Annotated in this window: 23 protein-coding genes and 1 tRNA gene; 13 read left to right on the top strand and 11 right to left on the bottom strand. The window is 62.5% G+C overall.

The features are described from left to right. Window positions 1-128: 128 nt before the first annotated feature. Window positions 129-887: a thioesterase II family protein gene (locus AC3IQ7_RS20490; protein WP_099380917.1), complete on the top strand. Its 759-nt coding sequence runs from the start codon at window positions 129-131 to the stop codon at window positions 885-887. A 181-nt stretch (window positions 888-1,068) separates the two neighbouring features. Further along, entirely contained in the window at window positions 1,069-1,521 is a 453-nt protein-coding gene (locus tag AC3IQ7_RS20485; RefSeq protein ID WP_322429388.1) for a hypothetical protein, read from the top strand. 54 nt (window positions 1,522-1,575) lie between these two features. Here the strand turns inward: AC3IQ7_RS20485 and AC3IQ7_RS20480 are convergent, their stop codons facing one another. Next, entirely contained in the window at window positions 1,576-3,288 is a 1,713-nt protein-coding gene (locus AC3IQ7_RS20480) for a methyl-accepting chemotaxis protein (RefSeq protein WP_489207187.1), read from the bottom strand. Between the two features lie 382 nt (window positions 3,289-3,670). Here AC3IQ7_RS20480 and AC3IQ7_RS20475 point away from each other — a divergent pair, with 382 nt between their 5' ends. From AC3IQ7_RS20475 to AC3IQ7_RS20435, 9 genes are all read left to right on the top strand, one after another. Then, the gene (locus tag AC3IQ7_RS20475; protein WP_489207186.1) at window positions 3,671-5,830 is read left to right on the top strand and encodes a TonB-dependent receptor; all 2,160 of its coding nucleotides are present in this window, start codon (window positions 3,671-3,673) and stop codon (window positions 5,828-5,830) included. Window positions 5,831-6,108: 278 nt separating this feature from the next. Then, on the top strand, window positions 6,109-9,180 hold the full coding sequence (gene fdnG / locus AC3IQ7_RS20470; RefSeq protein ID WP_322429386.1) for a formate dehydrogenase-N subunit alpha: 3,072 nt from the start codon (window positions 6,109-6,111) through the stop codon (window positions 9,178-9,180). A gap of 13 nt (window positions 9,181-9,193) precedes the next feature. Next, window positions 9,194-10,114 (top strand): formate dehydrogenase subunit beta, encoded by a 921-nt coding sequence (gene fdxH / locus AC3IQ7_RS20465; protein WP_099380701.1) that lies wholly within the window; start codon window positions 9,194-9,196, stop codon window positions 10,112-10,114. Continuing rightward, window positions 10,104-10,775 (top strand): formate dehydrogenase subunit gamma, encoded by a 672-nt coding sequence (locus tag AC3IQ7_RS20460; RefSeq protein WP_489207185.1) that lies wholly within the window; start codon window positions 10,104-10,106, stop codon window positions 10,773-10,775. The genes fdxH and AC3IQ7_RS20460 overlap by 11 nt, the downstream gene beginning before the upstream one ends. A 140-nt stretch (window positions 10,776-10,915) precedes the next feature. Further along, window positions 10,916-11,971 (top strand): formate dehydrogenase accessory protein FdhE, encoded by a 1,056-nt coding sequence (gene fdhE / locus AC3IQ7_RS20455; RefSeq protein WP_322429384.1) that lies wholly within the window; start codon window positions 10,916-10,918, stop codon window positions 11,969-11,971. Further along, window positions 11,968-13,389, top strand: coding sequence for an L-seryl-tRNA(Sec) selenium transferase (selA, locus tag AC3IQ7_RS20450; RefSeq protein ID WP_322429383.1), 1,422 nt, complete (start codon window positions 11,968-11,970; stop codon window positions 13,387-13,389). Before fdhE ends, selA begins: the two co-directional genes overlap by 4 nt. After that, window positions 13,386-15,341, top strand: coding sequence for a selenocysteine-specific translation elongation factor (selB, locus tag AC3IQ7_RS20445; RefSeq protein WP_489207184.1), 1,956 nt, complete (start codon window positions 13,386-13,388; stop codon window positions 15,339-15,341). The genes selA and selB overlap by 4 nt, the downstream gene beginning before the upstream one ends. 21 nt (window positions 15,342-15,362) lie before the next feature. Beyond that, a tRNA-Sec gene (locus AC3IQ7_RS20440) sits at window positions 15,363-15,458 on the top strand. 153 nt (window positions 15,459-15,611) lie between these two features. Beyond that, window positions 15,612-16,325 (top strand): substrate-binding periplasmic protein, encoded by a 714-nt coding sequence (locus AC3IQ7_RS20435; protein ID WP_489207183.1) that lies wholly within the window; start codon window positions 15,612-15,614, stop codon window positions 16,323-16,325. A 14-nt stretch (window positions 16,326-16,339) separates the two neighbouring features. On the opposite strand, the gene AC3IQ7_RS20430 is transcribed toward AC3IQ7_RS20435, so the two are convergent. The 7 genes from AC3IQ7_RS20430 to fur form a co-directional block, all read right to left on the bottom strand. Further along, window positions 16,340-17,080 carry a GGDEF domain-containing protein gene (locus tag AC3IQ7_RS20430; protein ID WP_099380706.1) on the bottom strand — a complete coding sequence of 247 codons (741 nt, stop codon included), beginning with the start codon at window positions 17,078-17,080 and terminating at the stop codon, window positions 16,340-16,342. A 3-nt stretch (window positions 17,081-17,083) separates the two neighbouring features. Continuing rightward, entirely contained in the window at window positions 17,084-17,482 is a 399-nt protein-coding gene (locus AC3IQ7_RS20425) for a DUF1987 domain-containing protein (RefSeq protein ID WP_099380707.1), read from the bottom strand. A gap of 22 nt (window positions 17,483-17,504) precedes the next feature. Continuing rightward, window positions 17,505-18,062 carry a SiaB family protein kinase gene (locus AC3IQ7_RS20420; protein WP_034756676.1) on the bottom strand — a complete coding sequence of 186 codons (558 nt, stop codon included), beginning with the start codon at window positions 18,060-18,062 and terminating at the stop codon, window positions 17,505-17,507. Between the two features lie 65 nt (window positions 18,063-18,127). After that, window positions 18,128-19,345, bottom strand: coding sequence for a SpoIIE family protein phosphatase (locus tag AC3IQ7_RS20415; protein ID WP_489207182.1), 1,218 nt, complete (start codon window positions 19,343-19,345; stop codon window positions 18,128-18,130). Window positions 19,346-19,517: 172 nt separating this feature from the next. Then, window positions 19,518-20,108, bottom strand: a complete 591-nt coding sequence (locus AC3IQ7_RS20410; RefSeq protein ID WP_099380710.1) for an NAD(P)H-dependent oxidoreductase — start codon at window positions 20,106-20,108, stop codon at window positions 19,518-19,520. Between the two features lie 59 nt (window positions 20,109-20,167). Then, window positions 20,168-20,533 carry a MerR family transcriptional regulator gene (locus AC3IQ7_RS20405; RefSeq protein WP_489207181.1) on the bottom strand — a complete coding sequence of 122 codons (366 nt, stop codon included), beginning with the start codon at window positions 20,531-20,533 and terminating at the stop codon, window positions 20,168-20,170. A 74-nt stretch (window positions 20,534-20,607) separates the two neighbouring features. Then, the gene (gene fur, locus AC3IQ7_RS20400; protein WP_035820181.1) at window positions 20,608-21,048 is read right to left on the bottom strand and encodes a ferric iron uptake transcriptional regulator; all 441 of its coding nucleotides are present in this window, start codon (window positions 21,046-21,048) and stop codon (window positions 20,608-20,610) included. 237 nt (window positions 21,049-21,285) lie between these two features. Between fur and AC3IQ7_RS20395 the strand changes: the two genes are divergently transcribed. Then, on the top strand, window positions 21,286-22,182 hold the full coding sequence (locus AC3IQ7_RS20395) for a LysR family transcriptional regulator (RefSeq protein ID WP_489207180.1): 897 nt from the start codon (window positions 21,286-21,288) through the stop codon (window positions 22,180-22,182). Between the two features lie 161 nt (window positions 22,183-22,343). Next, entirely contained in the window at window positions 22,344-22,961 is a 618-nt protein-coding gene (locus AC3IQ7_RS20390) for an OmpW/AlkL family protein (RefSeq protein WP_489207179.1), read from the top strand. 91 nt (window positions 22,962-23,052) lie between these two features. On the opposite strand, the gene AC3IQ7_RS20385 is transcribed toward AC3IQ7_RS20390, so the two are convergent. Genes AC3IQ7_RS20385 through AC3IQ7_RS20375 form a run of 3 tightly spaced genes read right to left on the bottom strand, consistent with a single transcriptional unit; the run spans window position 23,053 to window position 25,389 of the window. Next, window positions 23,053-23,880, bottom strand: a complete 828-nt coding sequence (locus tag AC3IQ7_RS20385; RefSeq protein ID WP_489207178.1) for a MetQ/NlpA family ABC transporter substrate-binding protein — start codon at window positions 23,878-23,880, stop codon at window positions 23,053-23,055. Window positions 23,881-23,912: 32 nt separating this feature from the next. Next, a complete protein-coding gene (locus AC3IQ7_RS20380; RefSeq protein ID WP_278316437.1) occupies window positions 23,913-24,587 on the bottom strand; it encodes a methionine ABC transporter permease in 675 nt (224 codons plus the stop codon). Further along, window positions 24,580-25,389 carry a methionine ABC transporter ATP-binding protein gene (locus AC3IQ7_RS20375; RefSeq protein WP_100873622.1) on the bottom strand — a complete coding sequence of 270 codons (810 nt, stop codon included), beginning with the start codon at window positions 25,387-25,389 and terminating at the stop codon, window positions 24,580-24,582. Before AC3IQ7_RS20375 ends, AC3IQ7_RS20380 begins: the two co-directional genes overlap by 8 nt. Window positions 25,390-25,469 lie beyond the last annotated feature (80 nt).

The raw sequence follows: 25,469 nt of genomic DNA, 5'->3' as shown, positions 1-25,469 counted from the left end.
GCGCTATCGCATATCGAACTTTCCGAGCTCGACCTCTATGCCGTCAATATGCCGACTGACGCACGACAATAATTTTGCAAACAACCCGACGCAGGCCACCTGATTTGCGTCGCACTTAAGGAAATGATATGACTATGCTAAATGGAATTTTTACGCCGTCCCCACGCCCGAAGGCATCGTTTCGTTTATTCTGCCTACCCTATGCGGGAGGCAGTTCAAGCACTTACTTGAATTGGCAAAAAAATCTCGATGCGCATGTGGAACTGGTGTGTGTCGAGCCGCCAGGACGCGGCACTCGATTCGATGAGGCGCCTATTGATCGCGTTGATCGCCTGGTGGAGTTGTTGAGTGCTGAAATGCAATCCTGGCTCGACCGGCCGTTTGGCATCTTTGGACATAGCAACGGCGCTCTTGTCGGTTTTGAGCTTGCCCGCCGGCTGCAGGGGATGGGGAAAAGTCCGGCTATCTTCTTCGCATCGGCCAAGAAGGCGCCATCCCGCTTGGAGGAAGCGCGCTTGCATGTCATGTCCGATGCGGAGCTGATTGAGGAGCTGCGAATTAGTGGCGATACGCCAGATGAATTTTTTGAAACACCCGAATTGATCGATCTGTTTCTGCCCCCGTTGCGAGCCGACTTTGCGCTGAGCGAAACGTATGTGTATGCTCCGGGCCCCTTGCTGTCGGGCGAATTGGTGATGCTTTCCGGATCGGACGATGAGACCATGACACGGCAGGACCGTAGTGCGTGGTCGCACGAATTCACTGGAGAGCAAAGCTGGTGCGAAATCCCGGGCGGCCACTTCTTCATCGAAGAAAGCCAGAAGCACGTATTTGACGCGCTCAATAAATCGCTATCGGCGTTCCATGCGGCACCGAATCTACCCTAAATTTTGGAACACTCCTATTTTTTGGTAAACTTTGCCACTCATGGCGCTTTACGGGCTGGAGGCTAAGTTCGAAAAATGTCGAATGTCGACATTCATCGGCTCACGATATAGGACGCTGATGCGCTCGCGGCTGTCGGCCGCGCGCGCGTCGGCCAGTGAATTTGTTGGAGGGAGAGTGGGAATGCAGTTGATGCAACAAGAGCAGTTACTGCAACAAAGCCAAACGGCTTTTGACGCCTACTATGACGCGCTGGGCGCCTCGCTGGTGAATTTTGTCGAGCGCCTGGGCATCCAGCCGGCGCACGAAGTACTGACCAACGCGGCCGAGTACCTGCCGTACATCGACGCGGCCATGCGCACCATCGTCATCCGCGACGAGAGCTGGCAGTGGGTAAAAACCATGCTCGGCTACTTTATCGGCGAATACTTCGTGCAAGGCCATGCGGGCTGCTGGTATGTGGAAACGCGGGCGGAATCGCCGCATTTCTGCCGCACCATGGTGGGGGGCTTTGAACATGGCTTGCCGCTGGACGCGGCCATCGATCCGGAACAGCTGGCGCTCGATTTCCTGGCCCAGGCGGTGCCGCGCGAGCTGGCGAAACTCATTGAAGTTACGCAAGCCAGGCTGTGCTGACGCCTGGCCGTTTGGCATGCGTGGCAGCCACTGCCACGCATTGATTTTCACACCTTAAAACTCTTCCCACTCGCCTTCGGCAGGCGCCGTGGCCTTGCTGCTGGCGCGCGTCGGGGGCAGGCGCAGGGCAGGGGTGTTGGCCTTGCGGGCTGGCGCGGCAGGGGCTGTCGCTGCCGGCGCGCTGCGCTGGGCGGTTTTCACGCTGAAACGGTCGGTGGCCGCCGCATTGGCATCGAGGCGGAAGACGCTGACCACCTGCGCCAGTTCGCTCGCCTGTTCCTGCATCGCTTCGGCCGCTGCCGAGGCTTCTTCCACCAGGGCTGCATTTTGCTGGGTCACCTGGTCCATTTCAGAAATGGCCTGGTTGACTTGCTCGATGCCCGCGCTCTGCTCTTCGCTGGCGTTGCTGATCTCGCTCATGATGGAGGTCACGAAGCCGATGCTTTGCACGATTTCTTCCATCGTCTTGCCGGCCTTGTCGACCAGGTCCGTGCCCACGTCGACTTTTTGCACGGAGTCGTCGATCAAACCCTTGATCTCTTTCGCCGCCGCTGCCGAACGCTGTGCCAGGTTGCGCACTTCCGTGGCGACCACGGCAAAGCCGCGGCCCTGTTCACCGGCGCGTGCCGCTTCCACGGCCGCGTTCAGGGCCAGGATGTTGGTCTGGAAGGCGATGCCGTCGATGACAGAGATAATATCGACGATTTTCTTCGACGAAGTATTGATCTCGCCCATGGTGGCGACCACTTCGGCTACCACGGCGCCGCCGCGGCTGGCGATGCCGGCTGCGTCGCCGGCCAGTTTATTCGCCTGGCGCGCATTGTCGGCATTCTGTTTCACGGTCGAGGTCAGTTCTTCCATCGACGAGGCCGTTTCTTCCAGTGAACTGGCTTGCTGTTCCGTGCGCGACGACAGGTCCTGGTTGCCGGCGGCGATTTCCGCGGAGGCCGTGGCGATGGTGTCGGTGCCGCTGCGTACCTGGCCCACGATGCCGACGAGGCTGTCGTTCATGGTTTTCAGGGCGTGCATCAGCTGGCCCGTTTCATCGCGGCCTTGCGCCGTGATGACGCTGCTCAGGTCGCCCGCTGCCACGGTTTCCGCCACTTTCACGGCGGCGCGGATGGGGCCGGTGATCGAACGCGTGATCCACCAGGCGAAACCGATGCCCATCAGCACGGCCAGCACGCCCATGGTGATCAGGAAGATGCGGGTGCCGCTGTAGGCTTCGATGATGCTGGCGCCGACGCCGTCGGCCGCCTTGATCTGCATGCCGGCAAAGCGTTTTACTTCGGCCAGGTAGGCTACGGTGATCGGCGCGACTTCCTTGTCGAACACGATCTTGGCGCCCGCCACGTCGCCGTCGGCCTTCATCTTGAAGGCGCGCGCGCGCGTCGTCACGTAGTCGGTACGCACCTTGCGCACGACCTTGAATTGCTCGATCACGGCCGGGTTGAGCAAGGAGGCGATGATGTCGTCCTGCAGCTTGCTGGAGCGGTCCGCATCGACCTTCAGGTCTTCCTCGATCTTGGCGCGCACGACGGGATCGGTGATCTCGAACGAGGCGACGCCGCGCACGCTGTTGAGTTCAATGATCTTCGACCATTCGGCCACCATGCGCTGGTTCTTGATGCTGGTATTGATCAGGCGGTAAGTCAGGTCGCTGGCCGTTTGCATGCGCACGAGGGCGGTAATGGTCAAGGCGGCAAGCAACAGCAATACGACAGCAAAGCCGACGCCAAGGCGGCTGCCGATGTTCAGGTTTTTCATGTAGTTCCTAACAGTTTAATAGTCATGATCGCCGCCGCCAGCAGGGGCGGACAGGCGCCGCAAGGCGCAGGGGATCGGGGTCTTCGGGTGCCGCGTGATGGCTGTGCGGCGCGCCACGCTGAGCGTGGCGATGGAGGTAAAGCAAGGGGCATATCGGTCAGGCTGACCGCTGCCCAGCAAGCCGCAAGTATAGCATTGACGCAGAGAAATAGTTTTTCAAAGCAATTTTAATTGTTTTTTGATATTGATTTCCTGTTGTGTTTTTACGTCAAGTACCTAGTCCATAAGTACTATCACTTACATTTCGCCTTACTTTTCCCATCGTTGGCTGATAAAATACTAATGATAATCATTCGTATTAAAACATCGACCAGGGAATTGTATGCAGCAACAGCGCAAGCCAGGATGTAAACCGATCACCATCGCCGTACTGGGCGCCTTGACCTTGGGCGCCACGCCATTGGCGGCATGGGCACAGGAAAGCTTGCCCGCCGTCACCGTGACGGCCTCGAAGGACAAGGATGGCTATGTCGCCGCCACCTCCGCCAGCGGCACCAAGACGGAAATGGCCTTGCGCGACGTGCCGCAGACGATCAACGTGGTGCCGGCCGCCGTCATCCGCGACCAGAACGCCATGTCGATCCAGGACATCATGAAGAATATCCCTGGCGTGGGCTTGTCGACGGGCGATGGCCAGCGCGACCAGGTATTCATCCGCGGTTTCACGGCCATCGGCGACCAGTTCGTCGACGGCTTCCGCGATGACGCGCTGTATTTCCGCGACCTGTCGAACGTGGAGCGCCTGGAAGTGATCAAGGGACCGGCCGCCGTGCTGTACGGCCGCGGTTCCTCGGGCGGCCTGGTCAACCGCATCACCAAAAAACCGGGTATCGATATCACGGACGTGGCCCTGAGCCTGACGAACACGAAAGGGCGTCGCGGCGAAGTCGACGTGGGCCGTGTCGGAGAGACGGTGGACTGGCGTTTTACGGGCGCGCGCGAGTTGTCAGACAGCTATCGCGACCAGCAATTCATCAACCGCACGGCGCTGGCGCCTTCCGTGGCCATCCGCCTCTCCGGCGCCACCAAGCTGCTGCTGCAGGGTGACTACCTGGAAGACCGCCGCCTGACGGACTTCGGCATCCCGTCCTACCACGGCCGTCCCGTCGCCGTCGATGCGGGCACCTATTATGGCGCCGCGAATGCACGTGATGCGGACTTCAGCCAGTCGCGTGTGGTCTCCACGGCCGCCACCCTGACGCACAAGTTCAGCGATAGCTTGTCGCTGCGCAATGCCTTCCGCTACTACGACTATCACCTGGACCGCAACAACACGAATATTTCCGGCAACGTCAACGAAGTCAAGGGCACGATGAGCCTGGGCCACGCCAAGCTCAACCGCGACGAGAGCGGCTGGTTCAACCAGACGGAACTGACGCAAAAGCTGGTCACGGGCACCATGCGCCACGAAGTGCTGTACGGCGCCGAATTCGGCAAGCAAAACAAGGATGCCAACAGTTGGGCCGCCATCGCTGTAACGACACCTGCGAAGCCCGTGTCGATCTTCAATCCTGTTCTGCCCGTCGTCGATCGCAGCAAGCTGGGCGCGCGCAGTGATACCTTCGGTACCTACGACACGGCCGCCGCCTACGTGCAGGACGCCATCAGCTTCAGCGACGAGTGGAAGGCGCTGGCCGGCTTGCGCTACGACCGCTACAAGCAGCAGTCGCGCCTGGCCAATGCGCTTGGCGTGACGACGGCGGATTTGTCGCGCACGGATTCGGCCTACAGCCCCCGCGCCGGCCTCGTCTGGCAACCGAGCGCCGTGCAATCGTACTACGCGTCGTGGAGCCGCTCCTTCCAGCCGAGCGGCGAGAACTTCGCCCTGGCCGCCAACAATGCCGACCTGGCGCCGGAAACCACGCGCAACACGGAAGTGGGCGCCAAGTACGATCTGTGGGGCGGCCGCGCGAATGCCACCGTGTCGCTGTTCCGCCTGGAACGCGACAATATCAAGACCAGCGACCCGATCACGAACCGCATCGTGCCCGTCGGCACGCAACGCACGGACGGCCTGGAACTGACCTTCAACGCCGACTTGCATGACGGCTGGAAAATGATGGCAGGCTACGCTTACCTGGACGCCACCATTACCGATTCCATCGCCGTCGACCGCAGCGTGAATGCGCCGGGCACGACGACGGCCAGTTCCGTCGCCATCAAGGGCAAGCGCGCCACCCTGACTTCGCGCAACACGGCCAATCTGTGGCTGACCAAGGACCTGGGCCACGGCTTCACCGTGGGCGGCGGCGCGAATGCCGTGGGCAGCCGCTTCGCCAACCCGGGCAACACCGTCGTGCTGCCAGGCTACGTGACGGCCGACGTCATGGCCGCGTACCGCACGGGCCGCTATGAAGTGCAGCTCAACGTCAACAATATTGGCGACACGCGCTACATCGTGTCGGGCCACGGTTCCAGCCCGAACCTGAGCTTGCCGGGCGCGCCGCGCAATGTGGCGCTGACCTTGCGCTACAGCCTGTAATTTTTATCGTTTCCTCAAAACCCGCTCGCGAGCGGGTTTTTTCATGGGCGGGCGCTGCGCGGGACCGGGGTTGGCAGGCTGGCATTGTTTAGAGGAACTGTTCGGTACCGATAAAATAATGTTGACTATGTGGAATTTTTTCCGGCGGACTAAGCCTTGTCGGAGTTTGAGGGGTAAAATACTGTCATACGGCACAGGCATGGTGCTTATATCTTAGTGATATGACACGACCACGACGCCGTATGACTTTTATTTACTCACATCATAGAGGCCTGAATATGGTTCAGATGTCCAGGCGCCAGTTCCTCCGGGTAACTGGCGCGACCATTGCTGGTTCCAGCCTCGCCCTGCTCGGTTTCGCACCGGGCCAGGCGATGGCGGAAGTGCGGCAATACAAGCTGTCTCGCACCACCGAGACACGCAATACCTGTCCCTACTGTTCGGTAGGATGTGGCGTCCTGCTGTATGGACTGGGCGACGGCGCGAAAAATGCCGTCTCCAGCATCATCCACGTGGAAGGCGATGCCGATCACCCGGTGAACCGCGGCACCCTGTGCCCGAAAGGCGCCAGCCTGGTCGACTTCATCCACAGCCCGAACCGCCTGAAAGTGCCCGAATACCGCGCACCGGGCGGCACGGAATGGCAACCGATCTCCTGGGATGTGGCGCTCGACAAGATCGCGCGCCTGATGAAGGATGACCGCGATGCCAACCTGATCGAAAAGAATGCCGACGGCAAGACCGTCAACCGCTGGCTCTCCACCGGCATGCTTGCCGCGTCCGCCGGCAGCAACGAGGTCGGGTATCTGACCCACAAGACAGTGCGCAGCATGGGGATGCTGACCTTTGATAATCAGGCGCGTGTATGACACGGACCGACGGTGGCAGGTCTTGCCCCGACGTTTGGCCGTGGCGCGATGACGAATCATTGGGTCGATATCAAGAATGCCGACGTGATCCTGGTCATGGGCGGCAATGCAGCAGAAGCACATCCTTGCGGATTCAAATGGGTAACGGAAGCGAAGGCGCATAACAAGGCCAAGCTGATCGTTGTCGATCCGCGTTTTACCCGTACCGCATCCGTGGCAGATTACTACTGCGCCACGCGTACCGGCACGGACATCGTCTTCCTCGGCGCGATCATCAATTATCTGCTGACGAACGACAAGATCCAGCATGAGTACGTGCGCAACTACACGGACATGCCCTTCATCGTGCGCGAAGACTATGCGTTCGAGGACGGCCTGTTCTCGGGTTTCGACAAGGAAAAAGGCAAGTACACCGACAAGGCCACCTGGGATTACGAGATCGGCGAAGACGGCTACGCCAAGGTCGACCCGACCCTGGAACACCCGCGCTGCGTCTACCAGATGATGAAGAAGCACTACTCGCGCTACACGACCGAAATGGTCGAACGTACGTGCGGCGTGTCGGCCGACAAGTTCCACAAGGTGGCGGAAGCCCTGGCTTCGACCGCCGTGCCGGGACGCGCCGGTACCATCCTGTACGCGCTGGGCTGGACGCACCATTCGACGGGCGCGCAAACCATCCGCACGGGCGCCATGGTGCAGTTGTTGCTGGGCAATATGGGCATCGCGGGCGGCGGCATGAACGCCTTGCGCGGCCACTCGAACATCCAGGGCTTGACCGATCTGGGCCTGATGTCGAACCTGTTGCCAGGTTACATGACCTTGCCGAACGAGGGCGAGCAGGATTTCGACGCCTATATCGCCGCGCGTGCCACCAAGCCGCTGCGTCCGAACCAGCTCAGCTACTGGAGCAATTACCGCAAATTCCACGTCAGCTTCATGAAGACGTGGTGGGGTGATTTCGCCACGGCGGAGAACAACTACGCCTTCGACTACCTGCCGAAACTCGACAAGCCGTATGACTTGATGCAAGCCATCGAGAACATGCACCAAGGCAAGATGACGGGTTATATCTGCCAGGGCTTCAATGTGCTGGCGTCCGCGCCGAACAAGCAGAAGGTCACGGAAGCGCTGTCGAAGCTGAAGTTCCTCGTCATCATGGATCCGCTGGCCGTGGAAACGGGCGAATTCTGGAAGGCGCACGGGCAGTACCACGAAGTCGATCCCACCAAGATCATGACGGAAGTGTTCCGCCTGCCAACTAGCTGCTTCGCCGAAGAACGCGGTTCGCTGGTGAGCTCTTCACGCGTGCTGCAATGGCACTGGCAGGCGGCCGAACCGCCGGGCCAGGCGCGCAGCGACCTGGAGATCATGTCGGGCCTGTTCTTGCGCATGCGCAGCATGTACAAGAAAGAGGGCGGCAAGTTCCCCGATCCGATTCTCAACCTGACGTGGAATTATGCGCAGCCGCATAACCCGCAGCCGGAAGAAATCGCCCGCGAATTCAACGGCAAGGCGCTGGCCGACTTGTACGATCCGAAGGATGCGACCAAGCTGCTGGTGAAGAAGGGCGAGCAGCTGGCCTCGTTTGCGCAATTGCGCGACGACGGCACGACCACCAGCGGTTGCTGGATTTTTGCCGGCAGCTGGACGCAGGCGGGCAACCAGATGGGGCGGCGCGACAATAGCGACCCGACCGGCATCGGCCAGACCCTGGGCTGGGCCTGGGCGTGGCCGGCCAACCGCCGCGTGCTGTACAACCGCGCTTCGTGCGACTTGAAGGGCAAGCCTTTCGATCCGACCCGTAAACTCATCGAGTGGAATGGGACGAACTGGAGCGGGGCCGATATTCCCGACTTCAAGGTCGACGAACCGCCGGAAAACGGCATGGGTCCGTTCATCATGCTGGGCGAGGGCGTGGCGCGCTTCTTTGCGCGCGGCGCCATGGCCGAAGGACCGTTCCCCGAGCATTACGAGCCGTTCGAAAATCCGCTGGGCTACAACCCCATGCATCCGAAAAACCCGCAGGCGACCAGCAATCCGGCCGCGCGCGTGTTTGCCGATGACCGGAAAATGTTCGGCACGCATGAGGAATATCCGCATGTGGCCACCAGCTACCGCCTGACCGAGCATTTCCATTACTGGACCAAGCATGCACGACTGAATGCCATCATCCAGCCGCAGCAATTCGTTGAAATCGGCGAAGAGCTGGCCAAGAGCATCGGTGTTGTTGCCGGTGGTGAAGTGCGCGTCAGTTCCAAGCGGGGCCACATCATCGCCAAGGCCGTCGTCACCAAGCGCATCAAGGCGTTGACGATCGAGGGCAAGCAGGTGCATACCGTGGGCCTGCCGCTGCACTGGGGCTTTACAGGCGTGGCCAAGCCGGGGTATCTGATCAATACCTTGACGCCGGGCGTGGGGGATGCGAATTCGCAAACGCCGGAATTCAAGTCCTTCCTCGTGAAGGTGGAAAAAGCATGATGGGAGCTCAATAATGGCACTGCAATCCTTAGATATCCGGCGCCTGTCGGCTACCACGGTAACGCCGCCGCAAGCGCGCAGCCCGGTGACGGGCACCGTGGCCAAGCTGATCGATGTGTCGAAATGCATCGGCTGCAAGGCTTGCCAGACGGCGTGCATGGAATGGAACGACTTGCGTGACGAAGTCGGCGAAAACCATGGCACCTATGACAATCCGACGGACCTGACGCCGCAATCGTGGACGGTGATGCGTTTTGCCGAACACGAAAACAACGACGGCAACCTCGAGTGGCTGATCCGCAAGGATGGCTGCATGCACTGCGAGGACCCGGGCTGTCTGAAAGCCTGTCCGGCGCCGGGCGCCATCGTGCAGTACACGAACGGCATCGTGGACTTCCATCAGGAAAACTGCATCGGTTGCGGCTACTGCGTGGCCGGCTGTCCTTTCGACGTGCCCCGCATTTCGAAAAAGGACGACCGCGCTTACAAGTGCACACTTTGCTCGGACCGCGTCGCAGTGGGCCAGGAACCTGCCTGCGTGAAAACGTGCCCGACGGGCGCCATCGTGTTCGGCACCAAGGAAGACATGAAGGTGCATGCGGAAGAGCGCATCGTCGACCTGAAGTCGCGCGGTTTCGAGAACGCGGGCCTGTACGATCCGCTGGGCGTGGGCGGCACGCACGTGATGTACGTGCTGCATCATGCCGACAAGCCGAAGCTGTATTCGAACTTGCCGGAACGTCCGCGCATCAGCCCGATGGTGGGCTTCTGGAAGGGCTGGTCCAAGCCGCTGGCGGTGGCCGGCATGGCCGCCACGGCCCTGGCAGGCTTCTTCCATTACACGCGTGTCGGTCCGAACGAAGTGAGCAAGGACGAAGAGCACGAAGCGCTGGAAGAGGCCAAGCGCATCAAGGAGGAACAGCATGAATCCTAGTGAACATCACGATGGCAAGCTGCGCGACAAGGATGGCAACCCGCTGATTCAGCGCTACGCTCCCAACGAGCGCACGAATCACTGGGTGACCGCCGTCACCTTCGTCATGCTGGCCCTGTCCGGCCTGGCCATGTTCCATCCCTCGATGGCGTGGCTGGCGAACCTGTTTGGCGGCGGACAATGGACGCGCATCCTGCATCCGTTCGCCGGCCTGGTGATGTTCGTCTCGTTCGCGATCCTCGTGGTGCGCTTCTGGCACCACAACAAGTTCGAGGACGGCGACAAGCAGTGGCTGAAACAGATGGACGACGTGCTCAACAACCGCGAAGAAAAGCTTCCGAAGATCGGCAAATACAATGCCGGCCAGAAGATCCTGTTCTTCGTGCTGCTGGCTTGCATGGTGGGCTTGCTGCTGTCGGGCATCGTGATCTGGCGCGCGTATTTCGCGTTCTACTTCCCGATCCCCGTCATCCGCGCGGCCGCCTTGCTGCACGCCGTGTGCGCGTTCGGCATCATCTGCGCCATCATCGTGCACATCTATGCAGCCCTGTGGGTCAAGGGCTCGATCGGCGCCATGGTGCGCGGCACCGTCACTTACGGCTGGGCGCGCAAGCACCATCCGAAGTGGTTTGAGGCGGTCATTCGCAACGGCAAGGATTAAGCTGTTGTAAGTGCCACCCAGCTGCAAGAGCCGGGGCCGGTCCCACAGGATCGGCCCCTTTCTCTTTATCGATTAAAATACTTTGACAGCATGGTCAACTCCGCTGGCCCTGCTGTGCTACTTTTGATGGGAAAACTCCATTGGTACAACGCATTCTTCAGCCAGGCGAAATCGAAGGCCTGGACCACAACGCGATTCCGCGCCTGCTGCTGCCGCAGCCTGACAGCCTGTTCAAGGCACGCGCCTTGCGCTTGCGCGAACTGGCGCAGGGGAAAATCAAGGGCATCCCCGTCGACGCGGGCATGCAGGGTTACCTGGTGCTGATGGCCGCGCTGGCCGACGCGCAGGCCGCCGTGGTGGGAAAACTGGCGCCCGGCGCCGTGCCGGCCGCCAACCCCGATGCGCTGCGCCGCGCCATCCAGCACCGCATGCCGGTGCTGCCCGTCAGCGGCGCCCGTCCGCCCGTCTGGCGCGACATTTTCGCCAGCCTGCTCGATGAACTGGCCGCCACGGCGGCAAACCAGCCGGCCCTGTCGGGCGGCCTGACGCAGGTACTGGCGCAATTGCGTGCCCTCGACGCGCCAGCGTTGGACGCCTGCGCCGACGCCGTGCTCGATGAAAACGGCGACAACCTCAATCCCATGCATGCGCCATTCGTCGCCGCCGCCCTGCAAATCCTGTGGTCGGTGTCGGCCAGCGAATTGCGCGCCGCGCGCGTGCCGGACCTGGAAACGGGCACCCTGTGTCCCGTCTGCGGTTCGCACCCCGTCGCCAGCGTGATCCGCATCGGCGGCCAGTCGCAGGGTTACCGCTACCTGCACTGCGGCATTTGCGAAAGCGAATGGCATATGGTGCGCGTGAAGTGCTCGACCTGCGAACAGAATGGCAAGATCGCTTACCAGGGCCTGGACGCGGCCGACGCAAAGCCGTTCGACCCGGTGACGGCGAAGGACGACAAATTGCCCAACAAGGCGAACGATCCGAAGAAGGTGGCGCGCGCGGAAACCTGCGACGATTGCCATACCTATCGAAAAGTCTTCAACCAGGAACATGATTACAACGTCGAGCCCCTGGCCGACGACCTGGCCAGCCTGATGCTCGACCTGCTGGTGGGTGAGGCGGGTTACCAGCGCGCCAGCGGCAATCCGTTGCTGTGGCTGGGAAAGAATGAAAACAGCGAGGGCCAGCAGTCATGACGACGGGGCAAACCGTGCGCCTGCCGTCGGTAGACCGCATCCTGGGCGACGCGGCTTGCCTGGCCCTGATAGCACACTACGGCCGCGTGCAGACCCTGGCCTGCGCGCGCGCCGTGCTGGCCGAACTGCGCACGGCCATGCTGGCGGGCGCAGTGTTTGGTGAATTCGATGAGGAGGACGCATCGATTGCCGCCATCGCCGCGCAAATGGGCGAACGGCTGCAGGCGCAAGCGCGCTCGCAGCTGCGCGCCGTCTTCAACCTGACGGGCACCGTGCTGCACACGAACCTGGGCCGCGCGCTGCTGCCCGACGCTGCGGTGCAAGCCGTGGTGGAAGCGCTGCAGTGGCCGATGAATCTGGAATTCGACCTGGAAACGGGCAAGCGCGGCGACCGCGACGACCTGGTCGAGGAATTGCTGCGCGAACTGACGGGGGCCGAAGCTGCCACCATCGTCAACAACAATGCGGCCGCCGTGCTGTTGATGCTCAATACCCTGGCGCAGAATAAAGAGGTCATCGTCTCACGCGGCGAACTCGTGGAAATCGGCGGCGCTTTCCGCATCCCCGATGTGATGACGCGCGCGGGCGCCGTGCTGCGCGAAGTGGGCAGCACCAACCGCACCCACCTGGCCGACTATGCGAACGGGATCAGCGAGCATACCAGCCTGCTGATGAAGGTCCATTGCAGCAATTACGCCATTACGGGTTTCACGAAAAGCGTGGAACTCGACGAACTCGTGCCGCTGGCAGCAAAACATGCAATTCCCACGGCGGTGGACCTGGGCAGCGGCACCCTGGTCGACCTGGCGCAATATGGCTTGCCGCATGAAACGACGGTGCGCGAAACGATAGCGGCGGGTGCCGATCTGGTCACTTTCAGTGGCGACAAACTGCTGGGCGGGCCGCAATGCGGCGTCATCGTCGGGCGTGCCGATCTGATCGCGAAGATCAAGCGCAATCCATTGAAACGCGCACTGCGGGTCGGCAAGCTGACCCTGGCCGCACTGGCCCCCGTGCTGCAGCTGTACCGCGCGCCGGATTTGCTGGCCGAACGGTTGACCACGTTGCGTTTGCTGACGCGTCCCACCGCTGCCATGCGCACGCAGGCGGAAACCCTGCTGCCGCTGCTGCAAAGCGCGCTGGGCTTACAGTACGTGGTGACGGCTGAATCCATGAAAAGCCAGATCGGCAGCGGCGCCTTGCCCGTCGACCAGTTGCCCAGCTTTGGCCTGGCCATCCGCAGCGCGCCCGGTTCGCACCTGAGCAATCCCCTGGGCGTGCTGGAACAGCGTTTGCGTGCCTTGCCGTGCCCCGTGATCGGGCGTATCGGGCAAGACACCCTGTGGCTCGATTTGCGCTGCCTGGAAGCGGCGCACGAGACGGCCTTCATCGCGCAGCTCGCTGAGTTGACGGCATGATCGTCGGCACCGCGGGCCATATCGACCATGGCAAGACGACCCTCACGCGCGCACTGACTGGCGTGCACACGGACCGCCTGAAGGAAGAGCAGGCGCGCGGCATCTCGATTGAACTTGGTTACGCCTATCTGCCGCTGGCGGATGGCACGGTGCTGGGCGTGATCGACGTGCCCGGCCACGAAAAATTCATCCGCACCATGGCTTCCGGCGTGACGGGCATCGATTTCGCCTTGCTCGTGGTGGCGGCCGACGATGGCGTCATGCCGCAGACGCACGAGCACCTGGCCATCTTGCAGCTGCTGGGCGTGGCGCGCGGCGCCGTGGCGCTGACCAAGATCGACCGCGCCGACAGCGCCCGCGTGGCGCAGGTGGAAGCGGATATCGAAGCGCTGCTGGCTGGCACGCCGCTGGCGGGTAGCCCGATTTTCCCCACCGCCGCGAATCGCGACAACGATGCCGGCGTGGCCGCCTTGCTGGCGCACCTGACCCACGTGGCGCGCAGCTTGCCGCAACGCGACGAGCGGCGCTTGTTCCGCCTCGGCGTGGACCGCGTGTTCACCCTGTCGGGGCAGGGCACCATCGTTACCGGCACGGCGCTGGCGGGACGCGCGCGGGTGGGCGACATGCTGCAACTGGCGCCCGGCGATGCACAGGCGCGCGTGCGCAGCATCCATGCGCAGAACCGCGCGGCCGAGGTGGGCACGGCGGGCCAGCGTCTGGCGCTGAACCTGGCCGGCATCGACCGCGAGCGCATCGAGCGGGGCAACTGGATCGTCGCGCCCGAACTGGCGCAGTGTTCCGAGCGCCTCGACGTGGAACTGACCCTGCTGCCCGACGCGGGCGTGCAACTGCAAGCCTGGTCGCCGCTGCACGTGCACCTGGGCGCGGCGCACCAGCTGGCGCGCGCCGTCATGCTCGATGGCGAGACCCTGTCGCCGGGGCAGACGGGCAGGGTGCAGCTGGTGTTCGACGCACCCATGCACGGCGTGCCGGGCGACCGCTTCGTCGTGCGCAATGCGCAAGCCACGCAGACGGTGGGCGGCGGCATGGTGCTCGATCCATTCGGCCCCGCGCGCAAGCGCCGCAGCCCGGCCAGGCTGGCGTGGCTCGATGCGCTGGCCACGTTCATCGCGCAGGGCGACTATGCGGCCCTGCTGGCGCAAAGTCCGCTGGGTTTGCGCGAATCGCTGCTGGTGCGCCTGTCCCTGCTGCCGGCGGCGGCCCTGGCGCTGCCGCCCGACACGCGGCGCATCGCACTGCGCGGTGGCGACGCCCTGTTGCTGGCGCCGGCGGCGTTGCTGGCGCTGGAAGCGCGCGTGCTGGCAGCATTGGAAGCCTTCCACGCGCGCGCGCCCGACGAGGCGGGGCCGGAACTGTGGCGTTTGAAACGCATCGTCGACGCCGAGATGGAAGACGCCTTGTGGAGCCACCTGGTCGAAGGCTTGCTGGCGCGTGGCGAGATACTGGCGCGCGGCGCCAGCCTGCACTTGCCGACGCACAGCGTGGAACTGACGCCGCAGGAGCAGGCGATGGCCGAGCCCTTGCTGGCAGCCTTGGAGCAGGGGCGTTCCGATCCGCCGTGGACGCGCGACCTGGCGCGCGGCTTTGGCCTGGCCGAAGACGACACGCGCCGGCTGTTGCGCAAACTTGCCAAGGCAGGGCAGATCAGCCAGGTCGTGCACGACCTGTTTTATCACCAGGCGGCGCTGGCCGAACTGGCGCAGCTGGTGCGGGAACTGGCGCAAACGGCGGAAGGGGACGCAGGATTACCGGCCGGCAATGGCGCCGTGGGCGCGGCCACGTTCCGCGACGCCAGCGGCCTGGGCCGCAAGCGGGCGATCCAGGTCTTGGAATTCTTTGACCGCGTCGGTTATACTCGCCGTGTTGGCAATGGGCATCTATTGCGCCCGCAAGCGCTGTGGTCCTATACGGCAGCCTTGCCCAGCAGCTAAGTACTTAGGCTCAGGCACCGCGGAAAGCACACTCATCCGGTGATGTGGCCGGGCTTCAAACCCGGTGGAGGGCGTCAGACGTTCTCCCGTAGGTTCGACTCCTACTGTTTTCCGCCAGTTATTCATCCTTCCCCCGCATGCTGATCGTCCCGGCGTTGGCCTGTTGCCACGTTGCGGGAAATGAATGGCTTAATTGGCAATATGCGACGATGCCAGGGTGTGCCGATGGTAACATCGGCTTGAATCCCCCTGTGGCAGATGAAAGCAAGCATGAAACAAGCAAGCATGGCGTGGCTGCTGGCAGTGGCGCTGCTGATGCCGGCGCTGGCCGTGGCGGTGGACGTGCGCGTCGTCGGCGAGCATTTGCCGCCGTCGAGCATGATGGAAGGCAATGTGGTCGTGGGACGTGAAACGCTCAAGGTGCGCGACATCATGGCGCGCGCCGGTCTTTCCTACAGCATCGAGCTGCTGCCGTGGAAGCGCGCGTACGCGCAGGCGCTGCGCGAGCCTGATACTTGCATCTTTTCCACCAGCCGCACGCAGGAGCGCGAAGCGCAATTTCGCTGGATCGGGCCCCTCAACGAAGCGGAATGGATACTCTACGGCCTGGCCGAGCGGCACCTGGCCCTGCGTACGCTAGCCGATGCGCGCGGCCTGGTGATCGGCACGGTGCTCGGCGACGCGCGCGACGATTACCTGCGCCAGCGCGGCCTGAACGTGGCGCCCGTGACGCAGGAGTGGCTCAATCCGCAGAAGCTGCTGCTCGGACGCATCGACTTGTGGGCCGTGGGCATGGCGGTGGGCAGCAAGCCGTTTTCCGGCAAGGAGTGGGAGGGCAAGGTGGTGCCGCTGCTGACTTTTAATCGCGTGCAGACTTACCTCGCCTGCAACAAGCAATTGCCCGAGGCGCAGGTGGCGGCCATGCAGCGCGCCGCTGCCGCCATGCGCCGCGACGGCAGCATGGCGCGCGAGCATATTCGCTGAGCCAATGCGCGGATTCAGCTCTCCAGCCACTGGCGCACGCAGTTGCGCCCTTCGCGCTTGGCCTGGTACAGGGCCTGGTCCGCGTGGCTGTAGGCCGTTTCGAAGGCTGTGCCGGCGCGGTTCCAGCTCAAGCCCACGCTGACGGTGATGGGGCGCGTGATGGGCGCGGCATGGCGCTGGCGGCCGACGCTCTCGCAGATGCGCTGCGCCACTTGCGCCGCGTCGTCGCGCGAGGAAGTGGGCCAGACGACGGAAAACTCTTCGCCGCCGACCCGGCCGATGGCCGTTTCCTGTCCCAATAGTCCTTTCAGGCAGTCCACCACGGCCTGGATCACGCCGTCGCCGGCCGGGTGGCCGAAGTCGTCGTTGACCTGCTTGAACAGGTCGATATCGAGCACGATCAGCGCCATGTCGCCCTGTGCCAGGCAGCGCGAGGCATGGTCGATCACGGCGCCGCGGTTCAGGGCGCCCGTCAGAGGGTCGTGCGTGGCGCGGTATTCGAGCTGGCCGGCCAGGGTTTGCAACTGGCGGTTCAGCAGATGCATGTCGCGCTCGGCGCGATCGCTGCGGCCGATCAGGCGCCGCGTCTCGCGCATCAGCCGTTCGTAGTGAGTGATCAATTCACCGAGCACGCGGCGCTGCGCTTCGCCGCTGGCGTGACTGTCGGCGTGCATGCGGCGCGCGGCAGCCAGCGCCGCCGCTTCCACGGTGAACAGGTCGGGCTCCAGTCCGGCTTCGGAGATGGCGGCGCGCATGCCCTAGCTGCCCTGCACGGGATGGTCGTGGAAGTCCAGCGCCGTAAAGTCCTGCTGCAGCTCCTCGCCGAATTCCAGGATGGTGTCGTCGTCCTCGTCGTGATACCAGTTCAGGCGCACCTGGTTGCCATCGACGGCCGCCTGGTTCAGGGTGTCGAACAGGGTAAACAGCATCTTCGTGCTGGAGCTGTTGAAATAGGCCAGCGAGACGTTGACGGTGATGGCCGCCTCGTTGCAGCCTTCCAGGTAGGCGCGCACGGCGGCGATCAGCGGGCCATAGAAGGCGGCCGCGTTTTCCGGATACGACTCGCCCTTGATCGACAGGGTGTGCTGCTCGAAACGGAAGTCGATTTCGGGCGAACTCGGGGTCGCGGCGATGAACAGTGGTGACGGTAATTGCATATGCTTTCCTGAGTCGGCTCTTTCAAATGATGGCTTTGATGCAGAAGATGGTGTGGCCCGGTTCCTGGGGATCCTGGACGAATTCGAATTCCAGCGGCTCGCTGGCGTCGCGCGCCATGGTGAGAAAACCCAGGCCCGCGCCCTTGCTGTCGGCCGGCGCTTCTTCGCGCAAGGCCTTCTTGTACGCCAGGCGGATTTCTTCCATCGTCATCGTGTGCAGCGGTTCCAGGCGGGCGCGGATCTGCGCCACGTTGTCCGTCGAGACGGGGTTGGCGCACAGCAGAAAAAAACTGTCGCCGCGCGTGCCGATACAGAATGAACCGCGCCGCATCTGCTGGTCCAGCTGCGCATCGGGCGTCAGGCTGTCGGCGGAATAATGCATGATGTTTTGCGACATCTCGATGAACGAGGAAAAGATGCGCCGCCGCGTGGGCCCGGCCGCGCCGGCCGTATCGAGGCGCGCCTTGATGGTTTCGGAAATGGCATTCACCACGTGCTGCGAGAAATAGCCCACGTAAAAAAAGATGATGTTGCGCTTGCGGGCCACATCCCAAAACTCGTTGAATTCTTCGTACAGCACGTCCGTGCTCCTGGCTAGCCGGTGACCCGGTTTCTTGTTGATAAGGTGACTCGATGGCGCCAAAACTACAGGCGGAAACAGAAAAAGGTCAGGTCGTCGCGGCGCGGCTGTTTTCCCTGCCATGCCGCGCTGTCCTGCAGCAGCGCCGCCGCCACGTCGCCGGCGGGAGCGTCGCGCCGCGCCAGCAGCAGCTCGCGCATGCGGCGCTTGCCGTAGGCGATGTCGCGCGCGCCGCCGATCTGGTCGAGCAAGCCGTCGGTGGTGAGGAACAGCAGGCTGCCGGCGGGAATGGCCAGCGTCTCGTTGTGCCAGCAGTAGCCGGCCGGCGTGTCGACATAGCCCACGCCCATGCGCGCGCCATTGATGGCGCGCACGGCCTCTTCGCCCGGCGCGACCACGTGCAGCGCCAGTTTCGCGCCCGCGAAATGCAGGCTGGCACTGGCCGTGTCGTAGCACAGGAAGGCGCAATCCATGCCGTCGTTCGAGCCGGCGTGGCCGCTAGCCTCGCTGCTGCTGGCGCCGTCCTGGCCCAGCAGGGTCTTGATGGCGCGGCTGACGGCGCCGATCAGGGCGGCCGGATCATGCGGCCCCAGTTCGCGCAAGGCCTGGCTCAGGGCCGACGAGGCGATCAGTGTCATGAAGGCGCCCGGTACGCCGTGGCCGGTGCAATCGGCGATGGCGGCGAACCAGCCGCCCGCATGGCGCTCGAAGAAGTAAAAATCGCCGCCGACGACGTCGCGCGGCTGCCATTCCAGGTGCGCGTCGGGCAGGGTGGCGCGCAATTCCGCGCTTGATGTGCGCAGCAGGGCGCGCTGGATCACGCTGGCGTAATCGATGCTGTGCATGATCTGCCGGTTCTTTTCCGCCTGCATGGTGGCCACCACGTTCATCAGCTGCAAGCCGAAGCCCACGCCGGCCAGCGCGCCATCCTCGGTGATGATGAAGCCATCGGCCAGCGCCTTCTCGCCCGCTTCCACGGCGCGGAAGGTGAGGTCTTCGATGCTCATGGCGCCGTCGACGATCAGCGGCTCCTTGTCCATGAAGGCGATGCAGCTCTTCTTGCCATACACCTCGTGATAAAAGGGCTTGGACATTTGCGACATGAAGATGTTGCGACTGATCAAACCGATGGGACGCTGCTGCTCCGTGACTGGCAGGCTCATCATGTCGCGCCGTTCCGTGAACAGTTCCAGCACGGCGAAATTGCTGGCGTCGGCCTGCACGGATTCCGTGGGAATGCACAGATCAAACGCCACGGACGTGCGGTAACGGGGAAGATGCAAACGAGAAGCGTTGAACTCCACAGCGGCTACCTTTACATGACGATCGGACCCTTGTTGTCGCGACGGCAAGGCGACTGACAAACAGGCAATATCATCATGGTAGCCCTGGAATGTGACGGCTTGATTACCAGCTTGTCAAAACCGTATGCAAGATGGCTGCATGGCAAGCAACTTACAGGCGCCGGGCCAGCGCCTGTGCCTGTTCCAGCCAGCGCGCGCGCTGCGCTTCGGTGGAATCGATCATGGGACCAAAGCTGGCCACCTTGACAGGCTTGACGCCGCAAAATTCCAGGGTCGTCTTGCGCAGCTGGTGGATGCCGGGCATGTGGTAGACCCAGCGGAAATACCAGGGCGGCGTATCCATCGCCACCAGCAGCTGGGCCGTGCGGCCCTTCAGCAGCTGCGCCGGGAAAGCCTTGCCCGGGCGATACTTGAAGGCAAAGCCGGGCAGGAAGATGCGGTCGACAAAGCCCTTCAGCAGGGCTGGCGCGCCGCCCCACCAGATCGGGTAGGCGAAGACCAGGTGTTCGGCCCAGGTGATGGCCTCCTGCGCCGCCAGCAGGTCCGCCTCCAGCGGCTGCACCTGGCGGTAGCCTTCATGCAGGTTCTGGTCGAAGTCCAGCTGGCCCAGGCGCAGTTCGCGCACGGTATGACCCGCGCTGCGGGCCGTGGCGGCGTAGGCCTCGGCCAGGGCGGCGCAGAAGCTGTCGCTGGACGGGTGGCCGAGGAGTATCAATACGCGCTTGGGTGTTGTCTTGGTCATGATGCAGGCTATCCGTTAAAGAAGAGCTTGCATGCTAAAGCTTGCCCCTGGGGGCAGAGTCAAGCGGCCTCTTGCAGGCGCTGCTGCGCCAGGCAGTCGTGGATTTCCGTGTCGATGTCAGCCAATTGCGCGTCGAGCTGGCGCAGGCGGATGATATCCTGCTGTATCTGTGCGCGCTTGTCAGCGATGTGCTGCGACAGGGCGGCCCAGTCGGTATCGTTGCCGGCCAGGATGGGCAGCAGTTCGGCCAGGCGGAAGCCCAGCGCCTGCGCCTGGCGTATCAGCTTCACTTGCGCCAGGTCTTGCTGCGTGTAGACGCGGTAGGCGCCGGAACGGCGCACGTCGCCCAGCAAGCCCAGCGCTTCATAGTGGCGCAAGGCCTTGGGCGAGGTGCCCGCCAGGCGGGCGATTTCTCCGATGTACATGCTTCTTCCTTGTTGAGCTGCGGCGCACGCAGTGTAGCGCAGGTGGCTTGCCAGGCGCTACCTTGCGCGCTGCCTCAGGACGGCTTGCGTGGCGGCACTTTTTTTGCCGTGCACTCGGCGCAGGTGCCGTACAGCGACAGCGCGTGCTCGTGCAGCACGAAGCCCCGCTCGGCGGCGATCTCGTTCTGGCGCAGTTCGATGCCTTCGTCGACGAATTCATCGACCTTGCCGCAACCCGTGCAGACCAGGTGGTCGTGGTGCTGGCCTTCGTTCAGCTCGAAGACGGCGTGGCCCGATTCGAAATGCCGGCGAAACAGAATGCCTGCTTCGGCAAACTGCATCAGCACGCGGTAGATGGTGGCCAGGCCCACGTCGATCTTTTCGGCCAGCAACAGCTTGTAGACATCGTCCGCACTCAGGTGCTTGATCGTGCCTTCTTGAAACAGCTGCAGAATCCGCAAGCGGGGGATGGTGACTTTCAAGCCCGATTCACGCAGTTCCCTCAATATATCCATGTCTCCCATTCCTTTTTGTAGTCGCTTGAGCGAGGTAGTGCATTATATCGCAAATGATAATCATTACTATTCTCATTTGTATTGTGCGGAGTGGAAATAGTATGCTGGCTAGCAGGCCTGTCAACCAGTGACATCGGCGCAAGCTCCGATTGCGTTGCACGCATCTTGCATTGGAATTGCAAAACCAAGGTCGATATCGCTACACTGTGCAGCAAGGAATAACAATGGAGCAGGGACATGGACCGATTTGATGCGATGCGTATTTTTACCCGCATCGTCGAACTGCGCAGTTTCACGCAGGCGGCGCATGACCTCGGTTACCCGAAGGCGACCGTCACGCATGCGATCAAGCAGCTTGAAGCGCGGCTGCGCGTGCGCCTGCTGCAGCGGACCACGCGGCAAGTGACGCCCACGCCCGATGGGGACGCGTATTACCAGCGTTGCGTGCGCCTGCTGGCGGACCTGGAAGAAACGGAAGCCGTGTTCAGTTCGGCGGCGCAGCAGCCGGCCGGCAAGCTGCGCATCGACCTGCACGCGACCCTGGCCATGCATTTCGTGATGCCCGTGCTGGACCAGTTCTGCGCCCGCTATCCGCTGATCGAACTGGAAATCGGCATGGGCGACCGCCTCGTCGATCTGGTGCGCGAAGGCGTCGATTGCGTGCTGCGCGCGGGCGAACTGGGCGACTCGTCGATGGTGGCGCGCCGCGTGGCGCTGCTCGACCAGGTGACGTGCGCCAGCCCCTCCTACCTGGCCGCGCACGGCACGCCGGAGAATCTGGCGCAACTGGATGGCCACCGCGCCGTCAATTTCTTTTCCACCCAGTCGGGCAAGGTCTGGCCCTTCGACTTCAAGGTGGATGGGCAGCGGCACAGCGTAGCCTTGCCTGGCACGGTGTCCGTCAACAATGCGGACGCCTACCACGCCTGCTGCCGCGCGGGCATGGGCTTGATCCAGGCCCCCCGGTATCACCTTGAACTGGCGCTGGCGACGGGCGAACTGGTGGAAGTGCTACGGGACTGGCGGCCCGACCCGCTGCCCGTGTCCGTGCTGTATCCCCATCACCGGCAACTGTCGCCCCGTGTGCGCGTGTTTGCCGACTGGGTCGGCAGCCTGTTTGACGGCGTGCAGTGATTGGCATGCTCGCGCTGCGCTGCCGCATTTTCTTGACCTGGGCAAAGGAAAAAATCCCTCTAGTGATGCCATCTAGCACTATTTGATGTGGATCAAAGTTTTTGTTGCACTGCACTCTTAGACTTCGCAGCGTTACTTAACGACAAAAAGAGGGAACTAGAATGAAAAAGTCCGCAACTGCAGCAGCAATCGTCCTGGCCGCCATCGGCGCATTCGCCGGCAACGCAATGGCACAGGAAAGCCCATGGCTGGTCCGTGCGCGCGCCGTGCATATCGATCCGGCCGATAAATCTGCTCCGATCGGCGGCATCGGCGCATCCGACCGTTTGCATGTGAGCAGCAAGACGATTCCTGAAATCGATATTTCGTATTTCTTCACCCCGAACATTGCTGCCGAGCTGATCCTGACCTACCCGCAAAAGCATGACGTCAAGCTCGATGGCAACAATATCGGTACCTTCAAGCATTTGCCGCCGACCTTGTCGCTGCAATACCACTTCATGCCTGAAAAACAGTTCAGCCCATATGTGGGTGCCGGCGTGAACTACACGAATATCTCGGACGTGAAATTGCTGAACGGCGCCGGTCGCCTGGAACACGACAGCTGGGGCTACTCGCTGCAAGCCGGTGTCGACTACAAGCTGGATAAAAACTGGTCGCTGAACTTCGACATCAAGAAAGTGCAGATCCGCAGCGATGTGTTCATCGGTGGCGCCAAAGCCAGCGAAGTCAAGGTCGATCCTGTCCTGATCGGCGTCGGCGTCGGTTACCGCTTCTAAGCATTGCATGACAGCGCCCGCGCGGCGCGGACAATAAAAAAGGACGGCCAGGTTTACTCCTGGCCGTCCTTTTCGCATTGCAAGTGCCGCCTTATTTTTTCAGCGTCTTTTCCAGCGCCAGCTGGTAGTCCGTCTTTTCGTAGCCGGCCAAATACTTGTTCGTCGCGTCGAGGAAGGCGCGCGAGCGGTAGGCCGCTTCCAGGTCCTTGACCCATGGCTTGGCCTTGTCGGCCGTGCGGATGGCCACCAGGTTGATGTAGCTGTCCGAGATCTTTTCCACGCTAAGGGCCGACGTCAGCTTCATGCCGGCGGCCAGGGCGAAGTTACCGTTGACGAAAGCGTAGTCGGCGTCGGCCAGCGAACGTGGCAGCTGCGCCGCTTCCAGCGGCACCAGTTTCAGCTTCTTCGGGTTGTCCAGCACGTCGCGCTCGGACGCGCGCAGCGGGTCGACGTTCGGTTTCAGTTTGATCCAGCCCATCTTGGCCAGCATGACCAGCGCGCGCGCCTGGTTGGTCGGGTCGTTCGGCATGGTGATGGTGGCGCCGTTCTTCACGTCCGCCAGGGACTTTTGCTTGCCGCCGTACAGGCCGATCGGCATGGTCGGCACGGTGATCAGGGAGCTCAGTGGCAGCTTGTTATCGGTGGCGAACTTGGTCAGATACACGATGTGCTGGAACACGTTGGCGTCCAGCGAACCTTCGGCCAGCGCGTAGTTCGGCTGCACGTAGTCGTTGAATTCGACGATCTTGACTTTGTAACCCTGTTTTTCCAGGATAGGCTTGATGCCCAGCTTTAGCTGGTCCGAATACGGGCCGGAGCTGGTGCCGATGACGAGTTCTTTCGGGTCCTTGGCGTGGGCGGCGGTGGCGAAGGCCAGGCTGGCGGCGGCCAGGAGCAGGTTGCGGCGAATATGGTTCATGCTTTTCCTTGTACTGAAATACTGAAGATGAATTAACGTTTGTCGAGGCGCTTGGCGATGCGCGTGCCGGCGAACTGGATGGTTTGCACCAGCACGATCAGGATGGCCACGGTGGCGACCATGATGTCCGTCTCGAAGCGGTAGTAGCCGTAGCGGATGGCCAGGTCGCCGATGCCGCCGCCGCCCACCACGCCGGCCACGGCCGAATACGACAGGAAGCTGATCGACAGCACGGTCAGGGCCAGCACCAAGCCGGAGCGCGCTTCGACCAGCAGCACGCGGAAGATGATCTGCATTTCCGACGCGCCCATGGCGTGCGCCGCCTCGATCACGCCGCGCGGCACTTCGCGCAGGTTCTGCTCCACCAGGCGCGCCAGGTAGGGAATGGCGGCGAACGACAGCGGCACGGCAGCGGCCAGCGGGCCGATCGAGGTGCCCGCGATGATGCGCGTAAACGGCGTCAGGGCGACCAGCAAAATGATGAAGGGGAAGCTGCGCACGGTGTTCACCAGCCAGCCGAGGATCATCGACAGCGGACGGTTTTCCAGCGACTGGCCTTCCGAGACGAGGAACAGCAGGATGCCCAGCGGGCCGCCGATCAGGATGGCGGCCGTCAGTCCAATGCCCAGCATGGTCATGGTCTGGCCCAGCGCCACCCAGATTTCCGGCAGCAGCTTGATGACGTTATTGATCGATTCTTCAAACATGTGTTGCATCCTTCCATGCGGTGGCTTCAAACGCCTCGGTGCCGTAATACGCCAGCTCGCGTCCCAGCGCCGTCTTGCGCGGGGTGGCCGTGTCGCTCAAATCGAATTGTTCGGCGATGGCGCCGTTTTCCACGACGGCGACCCGGTTGCAGATGGCGCCCAGCACCGACAGTTCATGGCTGACGATGACGATGGTCACGCCAAGGCGCGCATTGATGTCGCGCAGGGTGTCGAGCAGGGCGCGCGTCGTTTCCGCGTCCAGCGCGGACGTCGGCTCGTCGCACAGCAGCACGTCGGGGTGGCTGGCCAGGGCGCGGGCGATCGCCACGCGCTGTTTCTGCCCGCCGGACAATTGTGCCGGATAGCTGTGCAGCTTGTCGGACAAGCCGACCAGCGCCAGGCATTCCTCGACCCTGGCGGCGATCTGCTCGCCCTTGGTCGTGCCATGGATTTTCAGGGGGAAGGCGACGTTGTCGAAGACGCTGGCGTTTTGCAGCAGATTGAATTGCTGGAAAATCATGCCGATGTTCTGGCGCGCGTCGCGCAATTCGCTCTTGCCCAGGCGCGTCAGTTCGCGTCCGGCCACGGTAATGGTGCCGCTGTCAGGGCGCTCGAGCAGGTTAATCAGGCGCAGCAAGGTCGATTTTCCGGCGCCGCTCTTGCCGATCAGGCCGAAAATATCACCGGGATAGACTTCCAGCGTGACCGATTTGACCGCGTGGAATTGTTCGCCTTTGGGCAGCGCGAAGGTCTTGTTTGCGCCATCGATGCGAATCACCGGCGTACGGTGTGATGTGGTCATGCAGTGTTTCCTTTTTTATTAGGCCGTGACAGGCGCGCTTGCAGGGGCCAAATCGCCCAGCCTGTTACGTCGGTTGCATA

This window comes from Janthinobacterium sp. GL_088 (genome assembly GCF_057837845.1).
Note: the sequence above shows the minus strand (reverse complement) of the source record. Positions and strands in the feature narration are given on the sequence as shown.